This is a genomic window from Streptomyces sp. NPDC029956, assembly GCF_055574655.1.
The window spans coordinates 71,950-92,321 of record NZ_JBVHZJ010000030.1; the positions used below are offsets into that span (position 1 = coordinate 71,950).

18 protein-coding genes are annotated in these 20,372 nt (G+C 72.3%); 4 read left to right on the plus strand and 14 right to left on the minus strand.

Annotation, left to right across the window (positions count from 1 at the left end):
• Nucleotides 1-26 precede the first annotated feature (26 nt).
• From ACZ4XX_RS23470 to ACZ4XX_RS23495, 6 genes are all read right to left on the minus strand, one after another.
• On the minus strand, nt 27-1,085 hold the full coding sequence (locus tag ACZ4XX_RS23470; RefSeq protein WP_468509816.1) for a BMP family lipoprotein: 1,059 nt from the start codon (nt 1,083-1,085) through the stop codon (nt 27-29).
• A gap of 304 nt (nt 1,086-1,389) precedes the next feature.
• Entirely contained in the window at nt 1,390-2,610 is a 1,221-nt protein-coding gene (locus ACZ4XX_RS23475) for an amidohydrolase (protein ID WP_468509817.1), read from the minus strand.
• Nucleotides 2,611-2,726: 116 nt separating this feature from the next.
• Nucleotides 2,727-3,947, minus strand: coding sequence for a hypothetical protein (locus ACZ4XX_RS23480; protein WP_468509818.1), 1,221 nt, complete (start codon nt 3,945-3,947; stop codon nt 2,727-2,729).
• Complete coding sequence (locus tag ACZ4XX_RS23485) at nt 3,944-4,837, minus strand: N-acetylneuraminate synthase family protein (protein WP_468509819.1); 894 nt, start codon at nt 4,835-4,837, stop codon at nt 3,944-3,946. Before ACZ4XX_RS23485 ends, ACZ4XX_RS23480 begins: the two co-directional genes overlap by 4 nt.
• A gap of 11 nt (nt 4,838-4,848) precedes the next feature.
• Nucleotides 4,849-6,093 carry a cytidylyltransferase domain-containing protein gene (locus tag ACZ4XX_RS23490; protein WP_468509820.1) on the minus strand — a complete coding sequence of 415 codons (1,245 nt, stop codon included), beginning with the start codon at nt 6,091-6,093 and terminating at the stop codon, nt 4,849-4,851.
• A complete protein-coding gene (locus ACZ4XX_RS23495; protein ID WP_468509821.1) occupies nt 6,093-7,382 on the minus strand; it encodes a DUF6716 putative glycosyltransferase in 1,290 nt (429 codons plus the stop codon). The genes ACZ4XX_RS23490 and ACZ4XX_RS23495 overlap by 1 nt, the downstream gene beginning before the upstream one ends.
• A gap of 219 nt (nt 7,383-7,601) precedes the next feature.
• On the opposite strand from ACZ4XX_RS23495, the gene ACZ4XX_RS23500 reads away from it, so the two are divergent.
• Together ACZ4XX_RS23500 and ACZ4XX_RS23505 are read left to right on the plus strand one after the other, a co-directional pair.
• Entirely contained in the window at nt 7,602-8,654 is a 1,053-nt protein-coding gene (locus tag ACZ4XX_RS23500) for a glycosyltransferase family 2 protein (protein ID WP_468509822.1), read from the plus strand.
• A complete protein-coding gene (locus ACZ4XX_RS23505; RefSeq protein WP_468509823.1) occupies nt 8,651-9,997 on the plus strand; it encodes a polysialyltransferase family glycosyltransferase in 1,347 nt (448 codons plus the stop codon). Before ACZ4XX_RS23500 ends, ACZ4XX_RS23505 begins: the two co-directional genes overlap by 4 nt.
• A 22-nt stretch (nt 9,998-10,019) precedes the next feature.
• Here the strand turns inward: ACZ4XX_RS23505 and ACZ4XX_RS23510 are convergent, their stop codons facing one another.
• The 3 genes from ACZ4XX_RS23510 to ACZ4XX_RS23520 are packed head-to-tail and all read right to left on the minus strand — an operon-like array spanning nt 10,020 to nt 13,184.
• Nucleotides 10,020-10,841, minus strand: coding sequence for a MerR family transcriptional regulator (locus ACZ4XX_RS23510; protein ID WP_468509824.1), 822 nt, complete (start codon nt 10,839-10,841; stop codon nt 10,020-10,022).
• Between the two features lie 37 nt (nt 10,842-10,878).
• Complete coding sequence (gene leuE / locus ACZ4XX_RS23515; protein WP_468509825.1) at nt 10,879-11,544, minus strand: leucine efflux protein LeuE; 666 nt, start codon at nt 11,542-11,544, stop codon at nt 10,879-10,881.
• A 59-nt stretch (nt 11,545-11,603) separates the two neighbouring features.
• On the minus strand, nt 11,604-13,184 hold the full coding sequence (locus tag ACZ4XX_RS23520) for an acyl-CoA mutase large subunit family protein (RefSeq protein WP_468509826.1): 1,581 nt from the start codon (nt 13,182-13,184) through the stop codon (nt 11,604-11,606).
• A gap of 125 nt (nt 13,185-13,309) precedes the next feature.
• Between ACZ4XX_RS23520 and ACZ4XX_RS23525 the strand changes: the two genes are divergently transcribed.
• Nucleotides 13,310-14,200 (plus strand): L,D-transpeptidase family protein, encoded by an 891-nt coding sequence (locus ACZ4XX_RS23525; RefSeq protein ID WP_468509827.1) that lies wholly within the window; start codon nt 13,310-13,312, stop codon nt 14,198-14,200.
• Between the two features lie 197 nt (nt 14,201-14,397).
• Here the strand turns inward: ACZ4XX_RS23525 and ACZ4XX_RS23530 are convergent, their stop codons facing one another.
• Both ACZ4XX_RS23530 and ACZ4XX_RS23535 read right to left on the minus strand, forming a co-directional pair.
• Nucleotides 14,398-15,528, minus strand: a complete 1,131-nt coding sequence (locus ACZ4XX_RS23530; RefSeq protein ID WP_468509828.1) for a hypothetical protein — start codon at nt 15,526-15,528, stop codon at nt 14,398-14,400.
• Nucleotides 15,528-16,217, minus strand: a complete 690-nt coding sequence (locus ACZ4XX_RS23535) for an RNA polymerase sigma factor (RefSeq protein ID WP_468509829.1) — start codon at nt 16,215-16,217, stop codon at nt 15,528-15,530. Before ACZ4XX_RS23535 ends, ACZ4XX_RS23530 begins: the two co-directional genes overlap by 1 nt.
• Nucleotides 16,218-16,590: 373 nt before the next feature.
• Between ACZ4XX_RS23535 and ACZ4XX_RS23540 the strand changes: the two genes are divergently transcribed.
• Nucleotides 16,591-17,340, plus strand: a complete 750-nt coding sequence (locus ACZ4XX_RS23540; RefSeq protein ID WP_468509830.1) for a Clp protease N-terminal domain-containing protein — start codon at nt 16,591-16,593, stop codon at nt 17,338-17,340.
• A 4-nt stretch (nt 17,341-17,344) separates the two neighbouring features.
• On the opposite strand, the gene ACZ4XX_RS23545 is transcribed toward ACZ4XX_RS23540, so the two are convergent.
• The 3 genes from ACZ4XX_RS23545 to ACZ4XX_RS23555 all read right to left on the minus strand — a co-directional run bounded on the left by ACZ4XX_RS23545 (nt 17,345) and on the right by ACZ4XX_RS23555 (nt 20,354).
• Nucleotides 17,345-17,914 carry a hypothetical protein gene (locus ACZ4XX_RS23545; RefSeq protein WP_468509831.1) on the minus strand — a complete coding sequence of 190 codons (570 nt, stop codon included), beginning with the start codon at nt 17,912-17,914 and terminating at the stop codon, nt 17,345-17,347.
• Nucleotides 17,915-17,980: 66 nt separating this feature from the next.
• Nucleotides 17,981-18,622 (minus strand): DUF4328 domain-containing protein, encoded by a 642-nt coding sequence (locus ACZ4XX_RS23550; protein WP_468509832.1) that lies wholly within the window; start codon nt 18,620-18,622, stop codon nt 17,981-17,983.
• 94 nt (nt 18,623-18,716) lie between these two features.
• Nucleotides 18,717-20,354, minus strand: a complete 1,638-nt coding sequence (locus ACZ4XX_RS23555; RefSeq protein ID WP_468509833.1) for a beta-N-acetylhexosaminidase — start codon at nt 20,352-20,354, stop codon at nt 18,717-18,719.
• Nucleotides 20,355-20,372: the final 18 nt, after the last annotated feature.

Below are 20,372 nucleotides of genomic sequence, written 5' to 3' on the forward strand. Positions count from 1 at the left end.
CGGGCTCAGGTCGTGACCTGCTGTCCTTACGGAGCGGTCTTGACCGTGATCTTGCCGTCGATGATGTCCTTCTTCGCCTTGTCCACCGCGGCGATGAGGTCCGTCATCTCCTTGTACTTCGGGTTGGAGTCGGCCAGGGCGACGCCGTCCGTGGCGAGGCCGTAGCGCACCTCACCGGACTGCGGCTTGCCGTCCTGGACCGACTTGATCACGTTGAAGACGGAGTCGGAGACGTCCTTGGTGACCGAGGTCAGGATGCTGTCCTTGTACGAGGCAAGACCCGGCTGGTTGTACTGGTCCGAGTCGACACCGATCGCCCACTTGCCGGCGGCGGAGGCGGCCTCGATCGAGCCCGAGCCGGCCAGACCGGCGGCGGCGTAGATCACGTCGGCGCCCTTGTCGAGCTGGCCCTCCGCGGCGGCCTTGCCGAGGTCGGGCTTCGAGAAGCCGTCGAAGTTCGGCGGCTGGGTCAGGTACTGGACGAGCACCTTCGCCTTGGGGTTGGTGTCCTTGACGCCCTGCGCGAAGCCCGCCTCGAACTTCTTGATCAGCGGAACCTCGACGCCGCCGATGAAGCCGACCGTGCCGGTCTTGGACGCCTTGGCGGCGGCGACGCCGGCCAGGTAGGAGCCCTGCTCCTCGTTGAAGACGAGGTTGGCGATGTTCGGGCCGGTCTTCGACGTGTCGTCGATGAGGCCGAAGGTGGTCTTCGGGTAGGCCTTGGCGACCTTCTCGATGGCCGGGGCGTAGGCGAAGCCGACGCCGATGACCGGGTTGTTCCCGGCGCGGGCGAGCGCGGTCAGGCGCTGCACCTTGTCGGCGTCGCCCTCACCCTCGGAGGGCTCGGCCTCGGCGCCCTTGACGCCGAGCTCGTCCTCGGCCTTCTTGAGGCCCGCGTAGGCGGCGTCGTTGAAGGACTGGTCGCCACGGCCGCCGATGTCGTAGGCGATGGCGGCCTTCGTGGCCTTCGCGCTGGAGCTCGGGCTGGAGCCGGAGTCCGTCGAAGACTTGCCACACGCGGTGGCGGAGAGGGCGAGCGCCGCGGAGGCGATGCCCACGGTCGTGATCCTGGTGATCCGGCGCAAGAGGAGGGTCCCTTCAAGACTGACCGAAAGCGCCTCTTCCGGCGCTGGTTTCGCGGCGATCGTAACGCGCGTAGATGTCAGTTAAAGACCCGTTCATGAGTCGTTATCGGATCGTCGCGAACCGGCCAGTCGAGGCGACCGGGGGCGTTCGGCCCGGTACCGCCGGTTATATCTCCGGGTCGGAGCTCCGGGAAGGGGGTCCGGGGGCGCCACGCCGGGCGGTTGCCCCGAAGGGGGGACGCCGGTCGGCCGGACGGACGAAGGGTCCGACCGGCCGGAAGCAGGGTCGCCGTTTGGCCTGAAATCAGTGCTTTGGTGCCGCGTCGAGCAGCGCCGCCGCCGTGAAGAGCTCCACCCCGGCCTCGATGCAGCGCTCGTCCACGTCGAAGTCGCCGGCGTGGAGGTCGCGGACACGGGTGTCGCCGGGCGTACGGACGCCGAGGCGTGCCATGGCGCCCGGCACGTGCTCCAGGTACCAGGAGAAGTCCTCGCCGCCGAGGCTCTGCTCGGTGTCCTCGACCGCGTGCGGTCCGCGGCGGGCGGTCATCGCTGCCTGGAGCAGCTCGGTGACGGCCGGATCGTTGACGACCGGGGGGACACCGCGCACATAGGTGACGGTCGACTTGGCCCGGTGCAGGGTCGCGATCTCGTCGACGGCCGCGTGCACCAGGTCGGGCGCGTCCCGCCAGGTGGGCAGGTCGAGGCAGCGGACGGTGCCGGAGAGCTCGGCGTGCTGCGGGATGACGTTGCAGGCGTGGCCGGACTCGATGCGGCCCCAGGTGACCGAGAGCCCCGAGCGGGCGTCGACGCGGCGGGACAGGACGGCGGGGACGTCGACGGCGACCCGGGCGGCGGCCGTGACGAGGTCGGTGGTGAGGTGCGGGCGGGCGGTGTGGCCGCCGGGCCCGTCGAGGGTGATCTCCAGCCGGTCGCAGGCGGAGGTGATGGGGCCGGGACGGAGCCCGATCTTCCCGGCGTCCACCCTGGGGTCGCAGTGCACGGCGATGATCCGGCCGACCCCGTCCAGGACACCGGCCTCGACGGCGTCGGCGGCGCCGCCGGGGAGGACCTCCTCGGCGGGCTGGAAGAGCAGCCGCACGGCGGCCGGGAGGAGGCCCTGCCGGTCGAGCTCGGCGAGGACGAGTCCGGCACCGAGGACGGTGGTGGTGTGGACGTCGTGTCCGCAGGCGTGGGCGCGGTTGGCCACGGTGGAGTGGTAGGCGACGGTCTTGACGTCGGGGATGGGCAGTGCGTCGAGGTCGGCGCGGATCGCGAGCATGGGACGCGCGGGGTCCGGGGTGCCGATGTCACAGATGAGCCCGGTGCCGCCCGGCAGGACCTTCGGCGCGAGGCCGGCCGCCTCCAGGCGGGCCTTGAGCGCGGCGGTCGTACGGAACTCCTGGTTCCCGAGCTCGGGGTGCATGTGCAAGTCCCTGCGGAAGGCGATCAGTTCGACGCGCAGGGGTTCGGACAGCGTTCCGGGCAGGGTGACGGAGCCTGGCTCACGGGACTTCAACTGGTTCACCCTTTGAAGGGTAGGCCTCCGGAGAGGTCAACTGCCCGTTGATCACAAAAAGTTCAGCCCGTTAGGGGAAAGAATCTCGGTTCGGCAGGCATGAAGGCCGTTCCATATGGGTACGCTCAGCCGAATTCGAGACGATCGGTCGGGGTTGCCGCCCGGGAGGTGAGCCGGTCCACCTCGTGGGCCGCCGTGCCCGTCACCCCGGACAGGAAGCCCTGGGCCCGCGGGGAGGCGGTGGCCCGCAGCCACTCGGGCGAGATCTCGCAGACCGCCACCTTCACCCCGGTACCGGCGAGCGCCAGCGGCAGGGTGTGCACGACCGTCGACGGGAAGCTGACGACCGTACGCCCGATGGGCCCGCGGCGGGCGATCAGCTCCAGGGGCAGCTCCGGGCGGACCACCTGGAGGCCCGTCTCGACCGCGATCCGGTGCAGCTTCTCGGCGCTCTCCCTGCGGTGCGCGAAGTAGCGGGTGGCGCCGTGGGCGCGGGCCAGTTCCGCCACCACCCGGTCGTAGTGGCCGGCGTCGACCACCCCCGTCTCCACCAGCGAGGTCCCCACCAGGTCGGCGCCGCCGGTGAGCAGCGGCGGGCCGAAACGGGCCCGGGTCCAGGCGTAGGAGTTCTCGGTGACCGTGATGCCCTCGGGGACCTCGACGGGCAGCGAGGTGAAGATCTCGACGGTACGGCCGGGGGTCGGGGCCAGGCGCTTCTTGGCGAGCAGGCTCACCGGGGCGAGCACCAGCTCGCGCGGGTCGAGGCCGCTGCTCCTGCGGTGCCAGCGCACCAGGCGCTCGCCGCGGCCGATCTGGGCGGCGTACTCCATGGTGGCGGTGCCGTCGTCGACGACGGTCAGGTGCCGGGGGGCGAAGAGGGTGAGGAGGAGCTGGACGTACCGGGAGAACGGATCCCCGATGATCACCCGCTCCGCCGACCGCAGCGGCCGGGCGAGCTCCCGCAGGGTGCGGACGAGCGCGCCCCGGCCGCCGCGGGCCTCCTGCCAGTGGACGGTGAGGCCCTCGTCGCGGGCCAGCTGGGCCATCCGGCGCAGCTGGCCCCGCGACATGGGGTCGGTCGGCGAGAGGACGACGACCGTCAGGGCGGGTGCGGGGCGTGCCGCACCCTGAGTGGCGTCCGTCGAGCGGTGCGCCCGCGCGGACGCACCGGCGTCCGCTGAACCGGGCGCCGCGGTGGCCGCTCCGGCGGGCACGGCGTCCGCCGGGCCGGGGGTGCCGGCGGGTGCCGCGGAGGGCGCGCCCGGGGCGGGAACCCGGGTGTGCGCCCATTCCAGGACGTTGAGGAGCTGGACCGGGCTCTCGACGAACGCCAGCTGCCCGGTCATGCGGCGACGAGCCCCTGGACCCGGCGGAGCTTCTTCATCGGGCCGAGCTCCGACTCGTAGACCTTCTTGACGCCGTCGCCGAGCGCGGCCTCGATGGTGCGGATGTCGCGGACCAGGCGCTGCAGGCCCTGCGGCTCGACGGAGGCGGCCTGGTCGGAGCCCCACATGGCGCGGTCGAGGGTGATGTGACGCTCGACGAAGGTGGCGCCGAGGGCGACGGCGGCCAGCGTGGTCTGGAGACCGGTCTCGTGGCCGGAGTAGCCGATCGGGACGTTCGGGAACTCCTCCTGCAGGGTCTGGATGACGCGCAGGTTGAGCTCCTCGGCCTTGGCCGGGTAGGTCGAGGTGGCGTGGCAGAGCAGGATGTTCGCGCTGCCGAGGACCTCGACGGCGTGACGGATCTGCGCCGGGGTCGACATGCCGGTGGAGAGGATGACCGTACGGCCGGTGGCGCGCAGCGAGCGCAGCAGCTCGTCGTCGGTGAGGGAGGCCGAGGCGACCTTGTGGGCCGGGACGTCGAACTTCTCGAGGAAGGCGACGGCCTCGGTGTCCCACGGGGAGGCGAACCAGTCGATGCCGCGCTTCCTGCAGTGCTCGTCGATGGCGCGGTACTGGGTCTCGTCGAACTCGACGCGGTGGCGGTAGTCGATGTACGTCATGCGGCCCCAGGGGGTGTCCCGCTCGATGTCCCACTGGTCGCGCGGGGTGCAGATCTCGGGGGTGCGCTTCTGGAACTTGACGGCGTCGCAGCCGGCCTCGGCGGCCACGTCGATCAGCGCGAACGCGTTGTCGAGGTCACCGTTGTGGTTGATGCCGATCTCGCCGGTGATGTAGACGGAGTGGCCCGGGCCTGCGGTCTTGTCGCCGAGGGTGCGGATACGGGTGTTCATGGTGCCGGTCCTTAGGAGTTGGGGGTGTCGAGCTCGGGTCCGAGGAGCCAGGCGGCGATCTCGCGGATCGCCCCCGAGCCACCCGGGGTGACGGTGACCGCGCGGGCCGCTGCCCGTACGGAGTCGTGTGCGCTGCTCACCGCGACGGGCCAGCCGACGAGGTGGAAGCAGGGAAGGTCGTTGACGTCGTTTCCGGCGTAGAGCACGCGCTGCGGGTCGATGCCCTCGGCCTCGCACCACTCCTTGAGGGCCCGGTCCTTGCGGTCGATGCCGTGCAGGACGGGGATCTTGAGCTTGCGGGCGCGGGCGGCGACGACGGCGTTCTGCTCGGTGGAGAGGATGAGGACGGGCAGTCCGGCGCGGCGCAGGGCGGCGATGCCGAGGCCGTCGCCGCGGTGCGCGGAGACGAACTCGCGTCCCTCGGCGTCCAGGTGGACCCGGTCGTCGGTCTGCGTGCCGTCGAAGTCGAGGACGACGGCGTCGACGTCCGCGAAGCCGGGGGTGGCCGGGGCGTCAGCGCCTTCGAGGAGTGGCGCGAGGGCGCGGGCGCGGGCCAGGTCGTGCGGGTCGTCGATCTCCAGGACCCGGGCGGGGTCGGTGACGACGAGCGCCGTACGGCCGAAGAAGCGGTGCTCGTGGGTACGGAAGCCGGCCGCGTCCATCGCGTAGACGGCGCCGGTCTCCAGGTACTCCGGCTCCCGGTCCTGGCGGCGGGGGCGGTGCGCCTTGTCGTGGTTGACGCCGATGGCGCCGTCCTCGGCGCCGGGGCCGGAGGCCGCGCGCCAGAGGAAGCCGTGCGACGGGGCGGCGGTGAAGGCCGTGTCGGCGGCGCCGGAGGTGATGCGCTCGACGGTCTCGGCGACCTCGGCGGAGCTGAGGAAGGGGCTGGTGCACTGGACGAGGAGGACCACGTCGGCCGGGCGGCCGTGGGTGGCCTCGAAGGCGTCCATGGCGTGCAGGACCGCGGCCTCGCTGGTGGCGGTGTCGCCGGCGAGCTCGGCGGGGCGCTGCACGGCCTCGGCCCCCGCGGTGCGGGCGGCGGCCGCGATGCCGGCGTCGTCGGTGGAGACCACGACGTGGGTGACGGGGCGGGCGCCGAGGCAGGCCCGGACGGCGCGGGCGACCAGGGGGACTCCGGCCACCGGGGCGAGGTTCTTGGCGGGTACGCCCTTCGAACCGCCCCTCGCGGGGATCACGGCGAGCACGGTGGTGGGCCCCGTGGCCGGCTTCGCGGCCGGTGTGGCGGTGGCGGACATCAGAGTTCTCCCAGACGGCGGATGACGGGGGCGACGCGTTGCACGCCGTGGCGGTACGCGCCCCGCGCGGCCTCCCGGACGACCCTGCGGAGGCCGCTTTCGCGGGGCTCCGGGGCGGTGACGTCCAGGCGGTGGCGGGCGAGGATCCCGGGCAGGTAGCCGGGCGCCGTCTCCGTCGTGTAGTAGGGGGTGATCGGGGGCAGCGCGGGGAGCGCCAGGAGTGCGGTGACCCGGGCGCGGGCCGCGTCGAAGGCCAGGTCGTACGAGCCGTCGGACGCCACGCCCTGCCGGGCGAGCCAGGTCTCGTCGGGCTTCGGGGCGAGCCCCTTGTCGAGCCGGTCGAAGGAGGCGAGCAGACCGGAACCGACGAAGTGGTGGTTGCCGAGCACCTCGCGGACCCCGAGGTCGGTGAGGATCGCGGTGGGGATGCGCCGGTGGAGGGCTTCGAGGGCGGCCGTCGAGGAGACGGTCACCAGCAGGTCGGTGCGGTCGAGGACCTCGCCCATGTGCCCGTACACGAGGGAGAAGTTGGCCGGCGGGTCGAGCTCGCGGACCAGCTTCTGGAACGGGAACTCCTCCAGGTGTGTGGTGTGTTCGCCCGGCTTGGAGCGGAGCTTGAGGAGCACCTCGCGGCCCGGGTGGAGCCGGGCGTGCTCGATCAGCCGCCGCAGCACGTAGGCGCGTTCGGTGCGGGTGACCGGCACGGACGGCTGGGCGGCGAAGACCAGCGTGTCGCGGCCGGTCTCCGGGGTGTACGGGGCGCCGCCCAGGAAGGGCAGGGCCGCCTCGACGACCGAGCCGGCCCCGGCGCCCACGCCCTCGTACACGGCGCGGAAGCGCTCCGCGTCGTGACGGGAGTTGGCGAGGACGACATCGGCGCCGTGGCGCAGCAGCAGGCCGTCGGTCAGCTTCTCGTAGACGACGCCGACATAGCCGGTGACGACCACGGGACGCCGTTCGAGACCCAGGTCGGCGAGACCCTGGAGGACGGCCCGTACGGTGCCGCCGACGAGAGCGAGGACGACCACGTCGTATCCCTCGCCGCGCGTCTCCGCGTCCCGTACGGCGCGCAGGAACTCCGCACCCGTCACCTCGCGCGGGGTCGTGGTGGACACCCCTGTCTCGGCGAGCTGGCGTTCGGTGGGGGTCGCCCGTCCGCGCAGGACGAATCCGGTGGGTTCGGCGGTCGCCGTGGTGATGCGGCGCGCCGTGAGGGCGCCCCATTTCCACCGGGTGTCGGAGTCGGCGAGTACGGCGATCCGTACCGCTTCTCTGGTACTTGCTGGCACGTCGAGGACGCTAGAAGGGCATTTTGCTTTTCGGCCCAACTGAGACACAACAAACGGTGAACAGAGCCTCTCCTCCGGTTGAAGCGGGTCGTGAACCGGACGTATCGGGGCTGAATTTCCCTGCCGGGAAAGGCGGTTAATCGGCCCGCCGCTTCGTGTTCACCGAAGAGTCGCCCAACGGTCGGTGGGAATGCCGGGACGGCACCTAGCGTCGACCGCGTGGTCAAGCTCTCCGTCGTCGTGCCGTTCTTCAACGTGCAGACATACGCCCCCGACACCCTCACCAGCCTGCGGGCCAACGCCCGGGAGGACTTCGAGTTCCTGCTCGTCGACGACTGCTCGTCGGACGGGACCCCGGAGATCCTCGAACGGGCCGCGCGCGAGATCCCGGGTGCCGTCCTGATCAGGCACGAGCACAACGGGGGCCTCGCCACCGCACGCAACACCGGTCTCGACGCCGCTCGCGGCGAGTACCTCACCTTCCTCGACGGGGACGACTGGCTCGCACCCGGCTACTACTCCCGGCTGGTCGCCGCGGCCGAGGACCTCGGCTGCGACTTCCTGCGCACCGACCACGTCTCCGTCACCGGCAGGAACCGCGGCATCCGCCGCGCGCCGGTCCCCCGGCGGGGCGAGGCGCTGAACCCGCGGGACGCGATCCTGCCGGCGCACCGGACGACCTCGGTCGACTACCCGTACGCCTGGGCGGGGATCTACCACCGGCGGCTCCTCGACCGCGGCCTGCTGCACTTCACGCACGGACTGCGGACCGCCGAGGACCGGCCGTGGATCTGGCGACTGCACCGCGAGGCGAAATCATTCGCCGCGATCGGCGAACTCGGCGTCTTCTACCGGCGCGGAGTGGCGACCTCACTCACCCAGATCGGCGACATAAGGCAATTGGATTTCATCCGCGCTTTCGACCAGGTGATCGAAGAGACCACGAAGGACCCGGAAGCGGACCTTCTTCTCCCGAAGGCCGTGCGCACCTATTGCGCGGTGATTTCCCATCACATCGGCTCGATCGAACGCTTCGAGCCTGACGTCGCCCGTCAGCTGAAGGCGATGAGCGCGGGCGCGCTGCGGCGCATGCCGCAGGACGTCCTCGACGAGGCCCTCACCGCGATGGGCGGGGACCGCGCGACGATGCTGCGGAGACTGCGGCGGCGCCGCCCGGCACCGCCGCCGGCACCCGGTGCGGGCCCGGGTGCGGGCCCGGGCTCCGGATCGGGCGCCGGTACCGGCTCGGCCTCCGCGGAGGTGGCCGCGTGAGCACCCGCCGGACCACCCAGATCTTCTGCGCCTCCACCCTCTACGGCGCGGTGACGATCGCCGCCGCCCTGGACAGCGGCGCCTTCGGTCCCGCCGACCGCCGGATCCTCCTCGTCACCAACAACGCGGCCGTGCCGGAGACGACCCCGCCCCTCGACGAGGCCGAGGGCTTCGAGCGGCTCAGCGGCCGCTTCGACTCCGTCCTGTCGTGGAACGAGACGATCTCCCCGCTCCACCCGGGCGGCTGGACCCCCCGGGCGAGCGACCTGCCGCTCCTCCAGCGCCATCTGCGCAGGATCTGGGACCTCGGCGACGACCACGTCGAACTCGCCCTGGAATCGATCCAGGTGACGCCCGCCCTCGCCATCGCCCAACTGCTGCCCGACGCGCCCGTCACCGTCTACGCGGACGGGCTGATGAGCTACGGGCCGACCCGCAACAAGATCGACCCGCTGATCGGCGGGCGCGTCGGCCGGCTCCTCCACCTGGACCTGGTGCCCGGCCTCGCGCCGCTGCTGCTCGCCGAGTTCGGGGCGGTGCCGGAGGCCGTACCGACGGAGGCGTTCACCGCGTGCGTGGACGAGCTGGCCGGGCCCGCCGCCACGGCCGCCTCCGAGGAAGGGCCCGTGCTGCTCCTCGGCCAGTACCTGGCGGCGCTCCAGCTGCTGACCGCCGCCGAGGAGGAGGAGCTGCACCTGCGGATGGTCCGGGGCGCGGTCGCCCTGGGCCACCGGCGGCTCGTCTTCAAGCCGCACCCGACGGCCCCCGACACCTGGTCGAAGGCGCTGGCTCAGGAGGCGGCGGCGCTCGGCGCCGAGCTGACCGTCGAGGACCGGCCGGTGCTCGCCGAGGTGCTCTACCGCGAGCTGCGGCCCGCCCTCGTCGTCGGCTGCTTCTCCACGGCGCTGCTCACCGCGCGGACCTTCTACGGGCTGCCGGTCGCCCGGGTCGGGACGCGCGGCCTGCTCGAGCGGCTCACCCCCTTCCAGAACAGCAACCGCATCCCCCTCACCGTCGTGGACGCGGTCGTGCCGCCCCTGGAGGCCGGTGCGGAGGGCGGCGCGGAGGCCGGTACGGAGGACAGCGGCGTGATCGCGACGGCCGAGCTGAACGACCTGGTCGCGGCGGTCGGCTTCGCGATGCAGCCGAAGATCCGGCCGGAGCTGAGGGAGCCTGCGGTACGGCACCTGTCCGGGCCGTTCGCCGAGCGCACCCGGCACCACTTCACCCGCCGCCGCCTCACCGTCCTGAACCTGCCCGGCGGCATCCCGCTCCCCCGGCACCCGAGGGTCCGCCGCCTGGCGCGGCGCGCGCTGCGGCTGCGCAAGGCGCTGAAGAGGTAGGGATCTCCCTCCTGGAGATCCGTCAGGCGCGGACGATCTCCTCCTGGAGCTCCGTCACCCACTGCGAGCGGTCCTCGGGGCACTCCAGGTACAGCTCGCGCGCGTAGTGCCGCGTCCTGTACCCGTTGGCCTCGATCCAGCGGGCCAGCGTCTGCGCGGTCGGCAGGATGCCGTCCATCGAGCCCCGGTGGACGACGGTCGCCGCCTCCTCGATGCCGGGCAGCACGTGCACCTCGACGCCCTCCACGACCGTCCCCTCCGGGACGGTCGTGCCGGCGTGCACGAGGACCGAGCCGTCTCCCCTGCCCGCGTCCTCGTAGTACGCGATCCCCGGGCCGAATCCGCTGAGTCCGGCGGCCTCCAGGCGGCCGCACAGCTCGTCGTACAGGGGTCCGATGACCGGGCTGATGTGCTGCGGGGCGAAGCTCGCGGCGACCCCGCTCAGTTCGGCGATCCGGACGGCGGGGATCTTCTTGACGACGACGTCCTGGGTGGACATGCGTCCCTCACTCTCGATGGCCTGGAGCCGCGCGCCGACCTGGGCGAGCCGTGCCCGTGCCTCCGCCAGGGCCGCTTCCAGCTCGGCCTGGCGCAGACGCAGCATGCCCCGCAGCTCGTCCGCGTCGAACTTCTCGTCGAGGATCGCCCTCACCTGTTCGAGGGTGAAGCCGAGGTCCTTGAGCGCGATGACACGGTTGAGCAGGGCGAGCTGGTCCGCCGTGTAGAGGCGGTAGCCCGTGTGCGGGTCGACCCGGGCCGGGCGCAGCAGTCCGATGGCGTCGTAGTGGCGCAGCATCCGGACCGACACCCGCCCGTGCCGGGCGAAGTCTCCGATGAAGAACATGACGACCCCTACGGAACGGCCTCACACGGTGTGAGGGTCAAGCGGCGCTGCTGAGGGAGAGCTTCGCGGCGAAACCGAGGAAGAGGGCTCCGGCGGCGGAGGTGGCTCCCGCGGAGAGCCGACGGCGCCGGCGGAACGCGGCGGCGAGCCGGGTGCCGCCGAATATCAGCATCGTCAGGTAGAGGAAGCTGCCGATCTCCAGCAGCGTGCCGAGCACCAGGAAGGAGAGGGCCGGGTAGGCGTACGCCGGGTCCACGAACTGCACGAAGAAGGAGATGAGGAAGAGGATGGCCTTCGGGTTGAAGAGGCTGATGACGAGCGCCCTGCGGTACGGGTTCTCCCCCGGCCCGGCCTGGGTCTCCTCGGACCCGTCGGCCGCCGTCTGCGCCGTCTCGCCGCGCGTGCGCCACATCTCCCGGGCCGAGCGCAGCATCCCGTACGCCATCCAGGCCAGATAGCCCGCGCCCGCGTACTTCACGATCATGAAGAGCAGGGGGGTGGTCTGGAGGAGGGAGGCCGCGCCGAGCGCGGCCAGCGTCATCAGGACGGCGTCGCCGGTGAAGACTCCGGCGGCGGCCTGGTATCCGGTCCTGGTGCCCTTGCGGGCGGCGACGGACAGCACGTACAGCGAGTTCGGCCCCGGCAGGAGAATGATGAGGACGAGACCCACGAGATAGGTCGGAAGATCGGTGACACCCAGCATGAAGCGGAGTGTCGCATGTCAGTACGGGGCTCCGCCTGTGTGTTTCGTATCGCGGAAGATCAGAACGCGTCGGTGGGGACGTAGCTGCCCCAGACCTCCCGGAGTGCGCCGCAGACCTCGCCGACGGTGGCGCGGGCCCTGAGGGCGTCCTTCATCGGGTGGAGGACGTTGTCCGTGCCCGCGGCCGCCGTCCGCAGCTCGGTGAGGGCCGCGTCGACCGCCTGCTGGTCGCGCCCGGCCCGCAGGGCGGCGAGCCGTTCGGCCTGCTGGGCCTCGATCGCCGGGTCGACACGCAGCGGCTCGTACGGTTCCTCGACGTCGACCGTGTAGCGGTTGACGCCGACGACGACGCGTTCGCCGCTGTCGGTCTCCTGCGCGATCCGGTACGCCGAGCGCTCGATCTCGCCCTTCTGGAAGCCACGCTCGATCGCGCTGACCGCCCCGCCCATCTCCTCGACCCGGCCCATCAGCTCCAGCGCCGCCGCCTCCACGTCGTCGGTCATCCTCTCCACGACGTAACTGCCGGCGAAGGGGTCGACGGTCGCGGTCACATCCGTCTCGTAGGCCAGGACCTGCTGGGTGCGCAGGGCAAGGCGGGCGGACTTGTCCGTCGGCAGGGCGATGGCCTCGTCGAAGGAGTTGGTGTGCAGCGACTGTGTGCCGCCCAGGACGGCGGCGAGGCCCTGGACGGCGACGCGGACGAGGTTGACCTCGGGCTGCTGGGCGGTCAGCTGCACGCCCGCGGTCTGCGTGTGGAAGCGCAGCATCTGCGACCTGGGGTTCCGCGCGCCGAACTCCTCCTTCATCACCCGGGCCCAGATCCGGCGGGCCGCCCGGAACTTCGCCACCTCCTCCAGGATGGTCGTGCGGGCGACGAAGAAGAAGGAGAGCCGCGGGGCGAAGTCGTCCACGTCCATGCCCGCCGCGACCGCGGTCCGGACGTACTCGATGCCGTCGGCCAGGGTGAACGCGATCTCCTGCGCGGGCGACGCCCCCGCCTCCGCCATGTGGTAGCCGGAGATCGAGATCGTGTTCCACTTCGGGATCTCGGCCCGGCAGTACTTGAAGATGTCCGCGATCAGCCGCAACGACGGCTTCGGCGGGTAGATGTACGTGCCGCGGGCGATGTACTCCTTCAGCACATCGTTCTGGATCGTCCCCGTCAGCCGCTCCGCCGGAACCCCCTGCTCCTCCCCCACCAGCTGGTACATCAGCAACAGCAGCGCCGCGGGAGCGTTGATCGTCATCGACGTGGAGACCCGGTCCAGCGGAATGCCGTCGAACAGCACCCGCATGTCCTCGACCGAGTCGATCGCCACCCCGACCTTGCCCACCTCACCGTGCGCGAGCGGTGCGTCCGAGTCGTGACCCATCTGCGTCGGCAGATCGAAAGCCACCGAAAGACCCGTCGTGCCGTTGGCGATCAGCTGCTTGTACCGGGCATTGGACTCCACCGCGGTACCGAACCCCGCGTACTGCCGCATCGTCCACGGCCGGCCCGTGTACATCGACGGATACACCCCACGCGTGAAGGGATACCCGCCCGGCTCGCCCAGCCTCCCCACCGGATCCCAGCCCTCCAACGCCGCCGGCCCGTAGACCGGCTCGATCGGCAGTCCCGACTCCGACTCGCGCGCCATCGACTGTGCCTCCCGAAGAGATGGGCCCCTCCTCACAGCATGCGCGGATCGTGACCTTCGCGCGCAACCGCACACCCGCGGGAGGCATCCCTAGGGACATACGCATCGTCCCGGGGGGCAACAGAATGAAGCGGTCTTCTTCCGTCATACGCAGAGTGGTTCTGGCAGCGGCCTCGGTGGCCCTCGCCGCCGGCTGTACGGCCCAGGCGGCCGGCTCCGGAGGCGGCTCGGGGACCCCGACGACCGCGCCGGCGTCCTCGGCCCCCGCGCCGACCGACGCCCCCACCGAGGACGGCAAGCCCCCGTCCCCCTCGGCCACCTCGACGGCGCCCACCGACGCGCCCACCGAGACACCCTCCGGGACGCCTTCCGGGACGGCGGGGACCGAGGCCCTGATGGGCGACGGGGACGAGAACGAGCAGGTCCGTGAGCTGCAGGCGCGGCTGCGGCAGCTCAGGTACTTCGACCGGGCGCCCACCGGTTTCTACGGGACGATGACGGCCGGCTCGGTCAAGGCCTTCCAGAAGAAGCAGGGCCTGCCCCGGACGGGTTCGGTCGACGAGGCGACCTGGCAGCGGCTGCTCGGCGCGAGCCGGAAGCCGACCGCCGACGAGCTGAAGCCGTCGACGACCAACGAGCTGGACACCCCCGACGCACGGTGCATGACCGGCCGGGTGCTGTGCATCAGCAAGGAGAGCCGGACCCTCGCCTGGATGATCGACGGCAAGGTCGTCTCGTCGATGGACGTCCGCTTCGGCTCGGAGAACACCCCGACCCGCGAGGGGATCTTCACCGTGGAGCGCAAGGTCCGGCAGGACTGGTCGCGGCTCTACCACACGCCGATGCCGCTCTCGATGTACTTCAGCCGCGGCCAGGCGGTGCACTACTCGTCGGACTTCGCGGCGCGCGGCTACAACGGGGCCTCGCACGGCTGCGTCAACGTCCGGGACCGGGCCAAGCTCACGACCCTCTTCGACCAGGTGAAGGTCGGCGACAAGGTCGTCGTCCACTGGTGAGTCGTCGTCCACCGGTGACCGGGGACCCCGTCCACCGGTGACCCGGGAGGGGAAGGGAGAGGGCGCGGGTGGGACCGGGGGAACGTGTCCCACCCGCGCCATGTGCGCGGAGCCGTAGGTACGGGGGGAACCCCGGCTCACTGCGCGGCCGATGACCAGTCGGCTCACTCAGTACTGCGCCGACGGGTCCAGAAGTGTTACACCAGCAGCGGAACGCGTGCGTCGACGCCGATTCCGAGGGGCAGTACGGCGGTGAGTCCCGCGGTGTCGGGGGTCGAGGAACGGGCCGTGTCGCGACGGTCCCGGCCACTGTCGCCACCCCATCCGTCGCGCCCGTCGCCGCTCCCGTGTCCGTCCCCGTCGCCCTTGGGGTCGTCCTCGGGCTCGTCCTTCGAGCCGTCCTTGCCACTGCCGCCGTCCTCGGGCGCGGCCGTGCCGCCGCCCAGGATCCGGTCGCAGTAGCGGCGCAGGGTCTCGCCGTCGCGCAGGATGCTCGTGAGGCCCTTGCGGCCGGTGGCGTCGAGCTTGCCCGAGCGGAACGCCCGGCAGGCCGCGAGGACCCTCTCCCGGGACTTCGTGCCGTTCAGGTCACCGCCCGTGCCGCCGGTGTCGTTCGTGCTGTCGCCCGGGTCGGTGCCCGTGCCACCGGACTCCTCGTCCGGCCCGCCCGGGTCGGTGCCGGTGCCCGGTGTGCCCGGCTCCGGGGTGCCCGGGCCCTGGGTGCCCGTGCCGTGCCCGTCGGGAACTCCGCCGGGCGGCGGGGTGGTGCCGGTGCCGGCCGAGGGGGACGCGCCGGGCGTGCGGTCACCGCCGCCGCCCGGTTCCGTCGAGGGTGCCTCGGGGTCCTTGCGTATGCCGGGATCCTCCGAGACGAGCGGGTCTGCGTTCTCCCCCGCCGTGACGGAGCTGGCGGGTGCGGGACCCACCATGGGCAGCACACCCGTTCCCGCGGCGACGGCGACCCCTCCGACGGTGACGGCGGCGACCGCGGCGGCGAGTCCGTACCGGAGGGAGCGTCCCCAGCGGGGGCGGCGGGCCGGTACGGGTGCGAGCCGCACCTGGCCGAGTTCGGCCTGTTCGGTGCGGCTCGCGGCGGTCGCCGCGACGGGGGCGGCGGCGCGCTCGGCGTGCGCCGCGCGGAAGGCGGCGAGCGCGGCGGCCTCGCCCGGGAGTTCGGTGCGCGCGGCCGGAGGGCGGGCCGCGTCGAGGGCTCCGGCCAGGCGCTCGGCCCCGGAACGCGCGTGATCGTCGACGGCATCGACCGGCTCGCCGCGGAGCAGCCGCTCCGCGGCCTCCTGGTCGAGCCACTGGTACCGCTCGTCGGCCATCACATGTCCTTCTGCGTACGCGGACGCGATTGCGTCACACCGCCCGGGGCCACGGGCCCCGGCACGCGCCCACGTTGCGGAGGCACTCCGTCCAGCGGGACGACGGCCTCGCCGGCGCCGTCGGGTCCGGCCGTGTCGCCGTCGACGCCGAGGAGTTCGGCCAGTTTCTTGAGGCCTCGATGGGCCGCGGTACGGACGGCTCCGGGGCGTTTCCCCAGGGTGTCGGCAGCGGTCTTGGCGTCGAGGCCGACGACGACGCGCAGGACGACGGCCTCGGCCTGGTCCTGCGGAAGCTGGGCGATCAGTTGCATGGTGTGGCCGGTGGCCAGCGCCTCCAGGGCTTCGCCCGCGGTGTCGGACGCCGCGGGCTTGTCGGTGAGTTCGGTCTCGTCGGCGCCGACGGCGGGGCGCCTGCCGCGCATGCGGACGTGGTCGAGGGCGCGGTTGCGGGCGATCCGGGCCGCCCAGCCGCGGAAGCGGTCCGCGTCGCCGTCGAAGCGGTCGAGGTCGCGTGCTATCTGGAGCCAGGCCTCCGAGGCGACGTCCTCCGCCTCGGTGTCGCCGACCAGTGTGCGTATGTAGCCGAGCAACCGTGGATGCACGGCGCGATACACAGTACGGAACGCGTCCTCGTCCCCGTCCTGCGCAGCGAGCACCGCGGCCGTCAGCTCCGCGTCGTCCCCCAGCACTCCCCAAACCCTGTTCGTCGGTCGCGTCGTCGCTTGATCGCGGCTGGTCACCACCGCCACGACGCCTCGCGCATCTGCACGCTACGTCGTGTCGCGGCGCCGCGTCCACGCGGTCCGGGCTCTTTGTACAACTTGCAACCTTCAGGCGGTGGCGTGCGGGGCCGCTCCGGTGCGGCCGGGGGTGTGACACAAAGCGCACTCCTGGCGCTGAATGGAGTACGGAGCCGTGCTGCGGCTCCGTGGACGACGGCCGGGGTCTCTCCTGTGGGGGGTGGCGACCCCGGCCGTCTCCCTTTTCCCGCCCCGTCCGGCCGCCCCCCCAGGGTGTCAACCGGCCGTTGACAGTGAGCGGGTGTCAACCTAGGGTTGCCTCATGACGAAACCAGTCGGCCCGAACGTCCCTGTCCGTCTCGACGAACTCATCGATGCGATCAAGAAGGTCCACACCGACGCGCTGGAACAGCTCTCCGGTGCCGTCATGGCGGCGGACCACCTCGGCGATGTCGCCGATCACCTCATCGGCCACTTCGTGGACCAGGCCCGGCGCTCCGGCGCCTCCTGGACCGACATCGGCCGCAGCATGGGCGTCACCCGCCAGGCGGCCCAGAAGCGCTTCGTCCCCAAGGACCCGGACGCGGAGAAGACGGACCCGAACGCCGGGTTCAACCGCTTCACCCCCCGCGCCCGGAACGTGGTGATGGCCTCCCAGAACGAGGCCACGGCCGTCGGCAACGGCGAGATCACCACCGCCCACCTGGTGCTCGGTCTGCTCGCCGAGCCCGAGGGGCTCGCGGCGTACTGGATCATGTCGCAGGGCGTGACCCTCGACCAGGTCCGCGAGGCCGCCGCCGCGACCCTGCCGCCGGCCGTCGACGAGCCGCCCACCCTCGTCCCGTACGACGCGCCGGCGAAGAAGGTCCTGGAGCTGACGTTCCGCGAGGCGCTGCGCCTCGGCCACAACTACGTCGGTACCGAGCACATCCTGCTCGCGCTCCTGGAGCACGAGGACGGTACGGGTGTCCTGACCGGCCTCGGCCTCGACAAGGCGACGGCGGAGCGGGAGATCTCCGAGACGGTCGCCTCCGTGGCGATCCCGACCCCCGCCCCGGAGGACGAGGTCTGAGGCCTCAAGCGGTGCGGGCCCGGCGGGAGACGACCGCGCGCAGCACCCGGCCGCCCTCGACGGAGAGTTCACGGGCCCGGCGCAGGCCGGTCGGGCCGTGGGCGGCCGAGTCGAGGACGGCCTGCTGACGGCGGAGCTCTCCCGCGAGCAGCGGGCCCGCGCCGTCCGCGTCGCCGGCCCGGCAGCGCTCGACGAGACCGTCGGGCACGTCGGCGGCGTCGTACCGCCCGTGCAGGACGAGGGCGGTGACGGAGCACGCGGCGGCCCAGGAGCGCAGGGCGTCGGCCGTCCAGGCCGCCGGGGCGTACGCGAGCATGCCGCGTACGGCCTCGGCGTCCCCGCCGTCGGCGCCCGGCTCGACGTCGAGCTCGACCCGGGCCTTCGCGACGGCCTCGCCCCATGCCTCGCCCTCGCCGCGCGCGACGGCGGCCCACACGGGGCGCAGGGCGTCGCCCCGGTCACCGGGGAGCAGCGGGAGGCAGCGGTCGAGGCAGGCGAGACCGGCCGCGGCCAGTCCTCGCTCGTCGGCCCCGTCGATCATTTCCAGCAGGCTCCGGCCCGTCACCGACGTCATGGACGCCTCCTTGCCACCCGATACGGACGCAGTACTTCCCCTACTGCGCCATACGGCGCTTTTTCGTCACTGCGCGGCCGGAATCATGCCAGTGGCCTTGGCGTGCTGCATAGAGGTCAGACGGCGGACGAAGCGGATCGCGAGGACGGCGGCGACGATGCCGAGGACGTAGCCCGCGAGGGACCAGACGGTCGCGGTGTCGTAGGCCTCGACGGTCTCGGCCCGCTTGTACATCCGCGTGGAGATCCAGTCCGCCATGGAGCCGCCGATGAAGCACACCCACCAGCCGTTGAGCAGCGTCAGCTCCCCCTTGCCGTCGGCGGCGTACGGCTCCGCGCGGCTGGCCCGCCAGATGTCGGCGGCGATTCCCCGGGGGATCCACCAGTTGCCGATCGGGACGAACCAGCCGCCGATGGCCCAGCCCGGCTTCCTGCTCTGCAGGTCCGCGGCCCAGACCTCGGCGTTCGTCCGCAGCCGGTGGAACCAGACGATGAAGACGACCACGGTCGCCAGGTACACCAGGAACGACATGACGTAGGCCGCGTTCAGGGCGACCGCCCCGAAGACGGCCGAGTCGGAGAGGCCCGCGTCTCCGACCGCGAGGCTGCGGACGTCGATCAGGCCGAGCAGGGCGTCGAAGACGATGTTTCCCGCGAGCAGGGCCACGACGGCGCGCGCAAGGCCGTTCGGATTCTGGAGCGTGAGCATGCGGTTCCCCCCAAGGAACGTGCGGCGGCCCGGTGGCCGCCGCCGGGGGAACGTACGCGATCCGGAGGCCGCACGTCCACAGAAGAACAGCAGGTCAGCCGCGTACCTGCGTCGCCAGCGCCCTGAACTGGTCCCACGTCAGGGTCGGTGTCCTGGCGTCCCAGACCTTCTGGGCGAGGGCCGTCAGGGGCATCCGGATGCCGTTCGCCACCTGGGTCGGGGTCTGGGCCGCCGACAGGTCGCACCAGACCGCGAACCGGGCGCCCAGGATCTGCGGGGCGTACCGGGCGGCGACAGGGGTCGTGCCGCGCAGGACCAGGGGGGTCCACTGCTCGTAGATCCGGCGGCCCGTGGGGTACGTGAACTGGTTCGGCTCGCCGAGGACGTAGTACAGGTACTCGTCGTTGAGGTTCACGACCTTGCGGCCTTCGGCCAGGTACTCCGCGGGCGGGCGGGCGCCGATCTCCTTGCCCGTCCAGTACTCGACCTCGATGCGCTGGTCCGCGGTGACGACACCGCCGCGGAAGAAGCCGTCGTTCCAGGCCTTGGCCGTCTTCCCGGCCGCGCGCACGACGGCGGCGCGGTCGTTCAGCCAGCCCTCCGCCAGGTCCTGGACGCCGGCCTGGGGCCCGTACTTCTGCCGGGCCGCGGTGGCCAGCTGCGGGTACGAGGCGGAGGGGCTGCGGACGGTCAGCGCCTGGTACTCGTCGGCGCCGACGTGGAACCAGCCGCCGGGGAAGAGCGCGGAGTACTCGCGCAGCAGATCGTCGACGATCTGCGCCGACGCGGGCTTGGAGATGTCGATGGCGCCCTGCCGCGGGACCCCCTGGACGTTGCGCAGCTGCAGGTCCGGGTGGGCGCGCAGGACGGCGCCGAGGTGTCCGGGCGAGTCGATCTCGGGCACGACGGTGATGTGCAGGCTCTGTGCGAGGGCGAGGATCCGCCGGACCTCGGCCTTGCTGAGGTGCTGGGCGGAGACGATCTCGGGGTGGGAGTCCGAGGCGATCCGGAAGCCCTGGTCGTCGGAGAAGTGAAGACCGAACTGGTTGAGCTTGAGGTCGGCCATCTCGCGGAGCCGGTCCTCGATCCAGCCGGCGGTGAAGTACTTGCGGGCGATGTCGACGTTCAGTCCGCGCTGGGGCTTCGCGGGCGCGTCGGTGACGACGCCCTCGGGCATCGCGCCGGTGCCCTTCACCGACTGCTTGAGGGTCCGGGTGCCGTAGAAGACCCCGGCCTCGTCGGGACCGGTGATCCGGACCCGGTTGTCACGGACGGTCAGGGTGTACGACTCGCGGGCCCCGGTCCCGCCGAGCGCCAGCTCGACGTCCCCGGGCCCGGCGGCGGCGGTGCCGCGGTACGGGATGCCGAGTTCGCCGGCGAGGAGCCTCCCCTCGTCGGCGAGGCCCGCGCTGTTCGCCGCGACGACGACCCCGGCCGGGGCCGCGGGCTTCCAGCCGGGGCCGCGGGCGGCCTCGTGGTCGCGGACCGCGGGGACCGTGCGGGGCGCGGTGGAGAGCGGGTAGGTCCGGGTGGGGGTGGGCGTCGGACTGGGCGGTGCGCTGGTGGGCGCCGCGCCCGCGGACGTGCCGGAGGTCGTGCCGGAGGGGGCGGCGGCGGACGTGCCCGAGCCGGAGGGTGATCCGCCGGAGCAGGCCGCCACGGTGGCCAGTGCCACCGCCGTCGCCAGGAGCGCGGGGCCCTTGTGGGGCCCTCGTATGGAGTACCGCATCATTCGGAATCCTCCCGTACG

Bases quoted from the DNA above. Each gene is read 5' to 3' on its own strand.
- ACZ4XX_RS23545 (WP_468509831.1), bottom strand. From the start codon at position 17,914: ATGACGTCGGTGACGGGCCGGAGCCTGCTGGAAATGATCGACGGGGCC.
- ACZ4XX_RS23525 (WP_468509827.1), top strand. From the start codon at position 13,310: ATGAAGCGGTCTTCTTCCGTCATACGCAGAGTGGTTCTGGCAGCGGCC.
- ACZ4XX_RS23520 (WP_468509826.1), bottom strand. From the start codon at position 13,184: ATGGCGCGCGAGTCGGAGTCGGGACTGCCGATCGAGCCGGTCTACGGG.
- ACZ4XX_RS23490 (WP_468509820.1), bottom strand. From the start codon at position 6,093: ATGTCCGCCACCGCCACACCGGCCGCGAAGCCGGCCACGGGGCCCACC.
- ACZ4XX_RS23510 (WP_468509824.1), bottom strand. From the start codon at position 10,841: ATGTTCTTCATCGGAGACTTCGCCCGGCACGGGCGGGTGTCGGTCCGG.
- ACZ4XX_RS23480 (WP_468509818.1), bottom strand. From the start codon at position 3,947: ATGACCGGGCAGCTGGCGTTCGTCGAGAGCCCGGTCCAGCTCCTCAAC.
- ACZ4XX_RS23485 (WP_468509819.1), bottom strand. From the start codon at position 4,837: ATGAACACCCGTATCCGCACCCTCGGCGACAAGACCGCAGGCCCGGGC.
- ACZ4XX_RS23550 (WP_468509832.1), bottom strand. From the start codon at position 18,622: ATGCTCACGCTCCAGAATCCGAACGGCCTTGCGCGCGCCGTCGTGGCC.
- ACZ4XX_RS23530 (WP_468509828.1), bottom strand. From the start codon at position 15,528: ATGGCCGACGAGCGGTACCAGTGGCTCGACCAGGAGGCCGCGGAGCGG.
- ACZ4XX_RS23540 (WP_468509830.1), top strand. From the start codon at position 16,591: ATGACGAAACCAGTCGGCCCGAACGTCCCTGTCCGTCTCGACGAACTC.
- leuE (WP_468509825.1), bottom strand. From the start codon at position 11,544: ATGCTGGGTGTCACCGATCTTCCGACCTATCTCGTGGGTCTCGTCCTC.
- ACZ4XX_RS23555 (WP_468509833.1), bottom strand. From the start codon at position 20,354: ATGATGCGGTACTCCATACGAGGGCCCCACAAGGGCCCCGCGCTCCTG.